Here is a 4683-nt window from a genome sequence, read left to right as displayed (position 1 = left end):
TCTGGAACCTGCTTCAGAAGCGACTGGGTCGCGTGGGAGGCATTCACCAATCTGCTCGATGGAACAGGACCGCCGAAATCATCCGACAGCTGAGTTTGCTCGATCACTCGTCGTTCGAGTTCCGATATCCAGTCACCAAGAAGGGCGAAGCGACTGCCTCTACGAACGGGGTTCGAATCGATCTTGACCAATTTAGAGATGTTCTCAAGGAGCTTCGCTTCATGCTCGACTCGACGAGTGCGTGGCTGTTCGAGCTTCCCGATGGTGACACGCCGTAGTCCGCTCGCTAACGGAGCGTTGACGCTGTAGAATTAGTCGATTTTTGGCATGCGTCCGCGTTACTCCTGCGCCGCGGTCAGCGCCTCACGCTTGCGCACGCGGAATATTCGAAAAGAGAGCCCTGCTGACGCCCAGTGGCGCCGTAACGCGCGCAATACCGCCCCGTTGTTACGCCGCGTAACCCGCGTTCGCCAGTTTCTCGATATTCTGCACGAGACAATAGAGCGTCCATTGGCCATTCACTTTCGCGCAGCCGCGCAGCGTGAAGCGATCGAGTCGCTTGTTCGCGCGAAGATTGCCGAACACCGGCTCCACGGTCGCGAAGCGTTGCCCGTAAACCTCGCGTCCTGCTGGCGTATCGATCCGTGCCTGCATGCGCGCGGTGTACGTGGGTTCGTCCGTGTCGGTGCGGCCGTGGAAGAACGGACGTTGCGCACCGGCGTGGTATCCGGCGTGCGGAGGCACTGCGCGCGCAGTGGGCACGGTCCGCAGTCACGCTTCGTGCCACGAAAGTGGGCACCGAGGTAGTCCTTCGTTTTCCGATTGCCCCCGCTGCGGTACAAGGACTTGCCGGCGGGACAGACACACGTGCGGGCCTCGGCGTCGTACGTGAAGTCGGCGGTGGTGAACACCGCGGGCGTCGTAGTCGTCGCGGTCTTGTTGTGCAGCGTCGGCGGGCCCTGCTGATGACGCGATTGCGTCGCGAAGCGCTCATCGCGTTTCCGCATATCACGATCGGCGATCAACGCATCGACGTGCATCGCGTCGAGCTGGCGCAGATTTGCCTCACTATGGTAGCCCGAGTCGGCGGTGATCACGGTGGTCGCCGCGCGCATCGGCTGCACCGCCTCGACGATCGGCAGCAGCAGCTCCGTTTCCGACCCGGTGCCGTGCGCTTGTGCGACCACGATGATTTGATGCGCCGCGTCGACGACCGCGACGCCCGTGTACCCTTGAATGACGCCTTTGCTGGTCGCCATCTTCGCACTCTCATTGTCGGTGCGATTGCTCTTCCGCACGCTGCCCGACGCGCCACGCCGATCGTCCGGATGCGTGGCGAGCCATTCGCGTAGGTGGTTCGCATCGCGCGTCAGCCGCTCGCGGCGCTGTTGGGCCTTCGCGGCGAGCGTCGGCTCCACGTCCGCCGCGTCATTCGCGCGATGCCGTTCGAGCATGGCTGTGGCGGCCGCTTCAAGTTTGGTCGCCTGTCGCTCAAAGTCGGCGCGGGTCCCGCTCCGCTGTTTCGATGCGTTGCTCGGCAGCTTCACCCCGTCGATCGCAAACATCTCGCGGCCGATCAAGCCCTGCTGGTCGCACACCGCGAGCACCGCCGCGAAGATCGGCGCGAGATCGGCGCCCAGCGTGCTGACGAAGTGGGCGATGGTGGTGAAGTGGGGCCGCGTATCGCCGCACAGCGCGATGAAGGTGATGTGCTCCTCACAAGCGCGGGCGATCGCTCGGCTGCTGACGATGCCGCGCGCGTAGGCGAACAACACGACCTGCAGCAACGTCGTCGGCGGGTAGGCGGGGGCGCCGGTCTCGTCGTTCTTGTAGCGCGCGTCGAGATGGGACAGATCGATCACGCCCGTCACCAAATGGTGCAGCGCATGCTCGAACGTGCCAGGCAGCAACTGGGCGGCTAGGTCCACGGCCAGGAACTTCGGATTCGTGTCGATGTACTTGTAGCGCGCCATCACCAGCCTCGACGAAAGGGCCCTCGCACCGCAGATTCTCTCCGGGGCGAACACCGTCGAGTGGGCCGAGTTCCGTTTCCACATTCGCAGCGTTCGGGACTTATCCTACAGCCTCGTTAGATGTGCCAACGCAGAAACCTCGTCCGCGACGCATGCCAGGCCTCAAGCTCAAATCAACAGACAGAGGGTAAAGTGCTTTTCGTCCTTGGTTTATTTGCCATCAATACGCTCGCGACCCAGCCGAATAGATGTGTCGCTGCCGAGGTTCCGCATCGTGCTAGTACGGTTGAACGACCAGCCAGACTGTTGAATTCATCCGCCCTCGACGGGCGGTTCAGCGAGTTGCAGGTGTCGCGAGCAGCGCCATCCGATGTTGCCGCAATGAGACAGCTTATTCCTGGGGTCAAATGGCAAGCCACCCCACGCATACCTATCGCGGACAACGACAACCTTGTCGGCTTCGTGGTGGACAGGACGGGCGTCGTGGTCGCATGCTCGATTCGCCTTCGACTTCCGCTATCTGACTCCGCGAGCGTTGTCTCGCTCATATCCCGTTTGCGGTTTAGTCCGGCACAGATCGCCAACGAGAACGTCGCGCAGCTGTACGTGGCGCGGCTGCGTCGCTGACAGGGCATCTAACGAAACGTTGCTGCTGGCAGCGCCAGGCGTTAGCTGGGCTGATCACGAGCATAACGCTTGACGTTAATAGCGCGGTGCGTTACTATACCTGATGATTGTCAGCTTCTCGGACCGCGACACCGGAAGACTCTTCGATCGCCAACCGGTTCGGCGGTTTCCGGCCGTGTTGCGGAGCGTGATGCTGCGGAAGCTGCTATTGCTCGACGCCGCCGTGGCGCTCGAGGAACTCCGGGTGCCGCCCGGGAATCGACTTGAGAAGCTGAAAGGCGATCGCGCGGGCCAGCACAGCATTCGTGTCAATCAGCAGTGGCGGGTGTGCTTTCGTTGGCGAGATGGTGCGGCGCACGACGTCGCCATCGTGGACTATCACTGAGCCTCATATGGCAACTAAACTCGCTCCGATCCACCCTGGCGAGATCCTGCTGGCGGAGTTCTTAGAGCCGCTCGCGCTCTCGCAATATCGACTGGCGCACGATGTGTCCGTCCCGCCGCGCCGCATCAATGAGATCGTGCATGGGAAGCGCGCCATTACCGCCGATACGGCGCTTCGTCTCGGGCGCTATTTTGGGACGTCGGCGCAGTTTTGGCTGAATCTGCAGACGCGGTATGATCTCGAGATCGAGCGCGATCGCCTCGGTCCGCGACTCGGTGCAGAAGTCACGGTGTACGCCGCCGCCAGCTAACCTTGCTTGCTGCAGGCGGGCGATTTGGAAGCTCGCTGCGCTCGCGAGTTATTTGACCGCCCGCTGCAGAAGCCAGCGTTGAGGCTGTAGAAAAACCCGAATTTCGCAGCGCGCGAGCGTGCGCGGTGATGCGAAAAAGCACGCGCAGTATTTTCAACAACCCATTCGGGCATTTCGGCGAGGAAATTCGGTCGTCTTGTGGCTGTACGTGCGCTTCGCGGCGTGGTTTCTCACGCCGCATACCCGGTGTGCGCCAGCTTTTCGATGTGGTGCACGAGGCAACAGAGCAGCCACTGGCCGTTGACTTTCGTCCGGCCGCGCAGCGTGAAGCGATCGAGCTGCTTGTTGTAGCGCAGGTTCGCAAACACCGGCTCGACGGTGGCGAACCGACGGCCGTACTGTTCGCGCCCCTCGGGCGTATCGAGCCGTTGCTGCATCCGCCTCGTGTGCGTCTCGGTCTCTGCGGCGTCTTCGCGCCCACGAAAGAACGCGACGTTGCGAGCAACAGTAGTCTCCGGTGTGCGCAGACACTGCGCACGCAGCGCACAGGGGGCACAATCACGCGGTGACCCCTGAAAGTGTTCCCCGACGTACCCGTTCGTGACGTTGTGCGCCCCTCGGCGGTTCAGCGGCTTCCCGGTGGGACACACACACGTACGCGCCTCAGCGTCGTACGTGAAATCACTCGGCGTAAACACGGGCACGGGCTTCTTCGTGTTGCCCGATGTGTCATGCAACGGATGCGGTGCCGTCGTATGGTGCTCGCGATCGGCGCACCGGTCGTCGCGCTTCCGCATGTCGGGGTCTGCGATCAGCGCCGTGACCTGGCGCGCCGCGAGCGCGGCAAGATTCGCCTCACTGTGATAGCCCGCATCGGCCGTGAGCACGGTATCGCTCGTGCGGAGCGCCGCGAGCGCCTCCACGACCGGCAGCAGCAGCTCTTGCTCGGAGCCCGTGCCATGGGCTGGCGCGTCGACAATGATCTGATGTTTCGCATCGACGGCCGCCACACCCGTGTAGCCCTGCACGACGCCCTTGTCGGTCGTCATTTTCGCGCGCTCGTGGTCGGTGCGATTGCTCTTGCGCACCCCGCCCGTCGGCCCGTGGCGATCCGTCGGATGCGTCGCCAACCATGCGCGCAAGTGCTCGGCATCTTTCGTCAGCCGCGCGACGCGCGCGGTGGTCTTCGCCGCGACGTCGGGCTCGAGCTCCTGTGCGTCTGTCGCACGGTGCCGGTCGAGCATCGTCTTGGCGGCGGCTTCCAACTTCTCGGCCCGCTGCGTGAACTCGGCGCGCGTCCCACTCCGATGCTTCGACGCATTGCTCGGCAGCTTCACGCCATCGATCGCGAACATCTCGCGTCCGATCAGGCCCTGGCCGTCGCACAC

Annotated in this window: 5 protein-coding genes and 1 pseudogene; 3 read left to right on the top strand and 3 right to left on the bottom strand. The window is 63.2% G+C overall.

Annotated features, from left to right (window positions below; translation table 11 throughout):
* The coding region (locus ACLL97_RS12165; protein ID WP_411280745.1) for a hypothetical protein at positions 1-278 on the top strand (278 nt) is incomplete at its 5' end.
* Between the two features lie 169 nt (positions 279-447).
* On the opposite strand, the gene ACLL97_RS12160 is transcribed toward ACLL97_RS12165, so the two are convergent.
* Positions 448-654 (bottom strand): transposase, encoded by a 207-nt coding sequence (locus tag ACLL97_RS12160; protein ID WP_411280744.1) that lies wholly within the window; start codon positions 652-654, stop codon positions 448-450.
* A 368-nt stretch (positions 655-1022) separates the two neighbouring features.
* Positions 1023-1973 (bottom strand): annotated as a pseudogene (locus tag ACLL97_RS12155) (transposase); the annotation flags it as partial.
* Between the two features lie 730 nt (positions 1974-2703).
* On the opposite strand from ACLL97_RS12155, the gene ACLL97_RS12150 reads away from it, so the two are divergent.
* Together ACLL97_RS12150 and ACLL97_RS12145 are read left to right on the top strand one after the other, a co-directional pair.
* The gene (locus ACLL97_RS12150; RefSeq protein ID WP_411280743.1) at positions 2704-2985 is read left to right on the top strand and encodes a type II toxin-antitoxin system RelE/ParE family toxin; all 282 of its coding nucleotides are present in this window, start codon (positions 2704-2706) and stop codon (positions 2983-2985) included.
* Positions 2986-2992: 7 nt separating this feature from the next.
* A complete protein-coding gene (locus ACLL97_RS12145; RefSeq protein WP_411280742.1) occupies positions 2993-3295 on the top strand; it encodes a HigA family addiction module antitoxin in 303 nt (100 codons plus the stop codon).
* A gap of 230 nt (positions 3296-3525) precedes the next feature.
* Here the strand turns inward: ACLL97_RS12145 and ACLL97_RS12140 are convergent.
* On the bottom strand, positions 3526-4683 hold a 1158-nt coding region (locus ACLL97_RS12140; protein WP_411280741.1), incomplete at its 5' end, for a transposase.

Source organism: Gemmatimonas sp., from assembly GCF_046594945.1.
In the GTDB taxonomy this organism is placed as follows: Bacteria; Gemmatimonadota; Gemmatimonadetes; order Gemmatimonadales; family Gemmatimonadaceae; genus Gemmatimonas.
The sequence above is the reverse complement of the archived record's forward strand: the minus strand, read 5'-3'. Positions and strand labels throughout refer to the sequence as shown.

Bases quoted from the DNA above. Each gene is read 5' to 3' on its own strand.
- ACLL97_RS12145 (WP_411280742.1), top strand. From the start codon at position 2,993: ATGGCAACTAAACTCGCTCCGATCCACCCTGGCGAGATCCTGCTGGCG.
- ACLL97_RS12160 (WP_411280744.1), bottom strand. From the start codon at position 654: ATGCAGGCACGGATCGATACGCCAGCAGGACGCGAGGTTTACGGGCAA.
- ACLL97_RS12150 (WP_411280743.1), top strand. From the start codon at position 2,704: ATGATTGTCAGCTTCTCGGACCGCGACACCGGAAGACTCTTCGATCGC.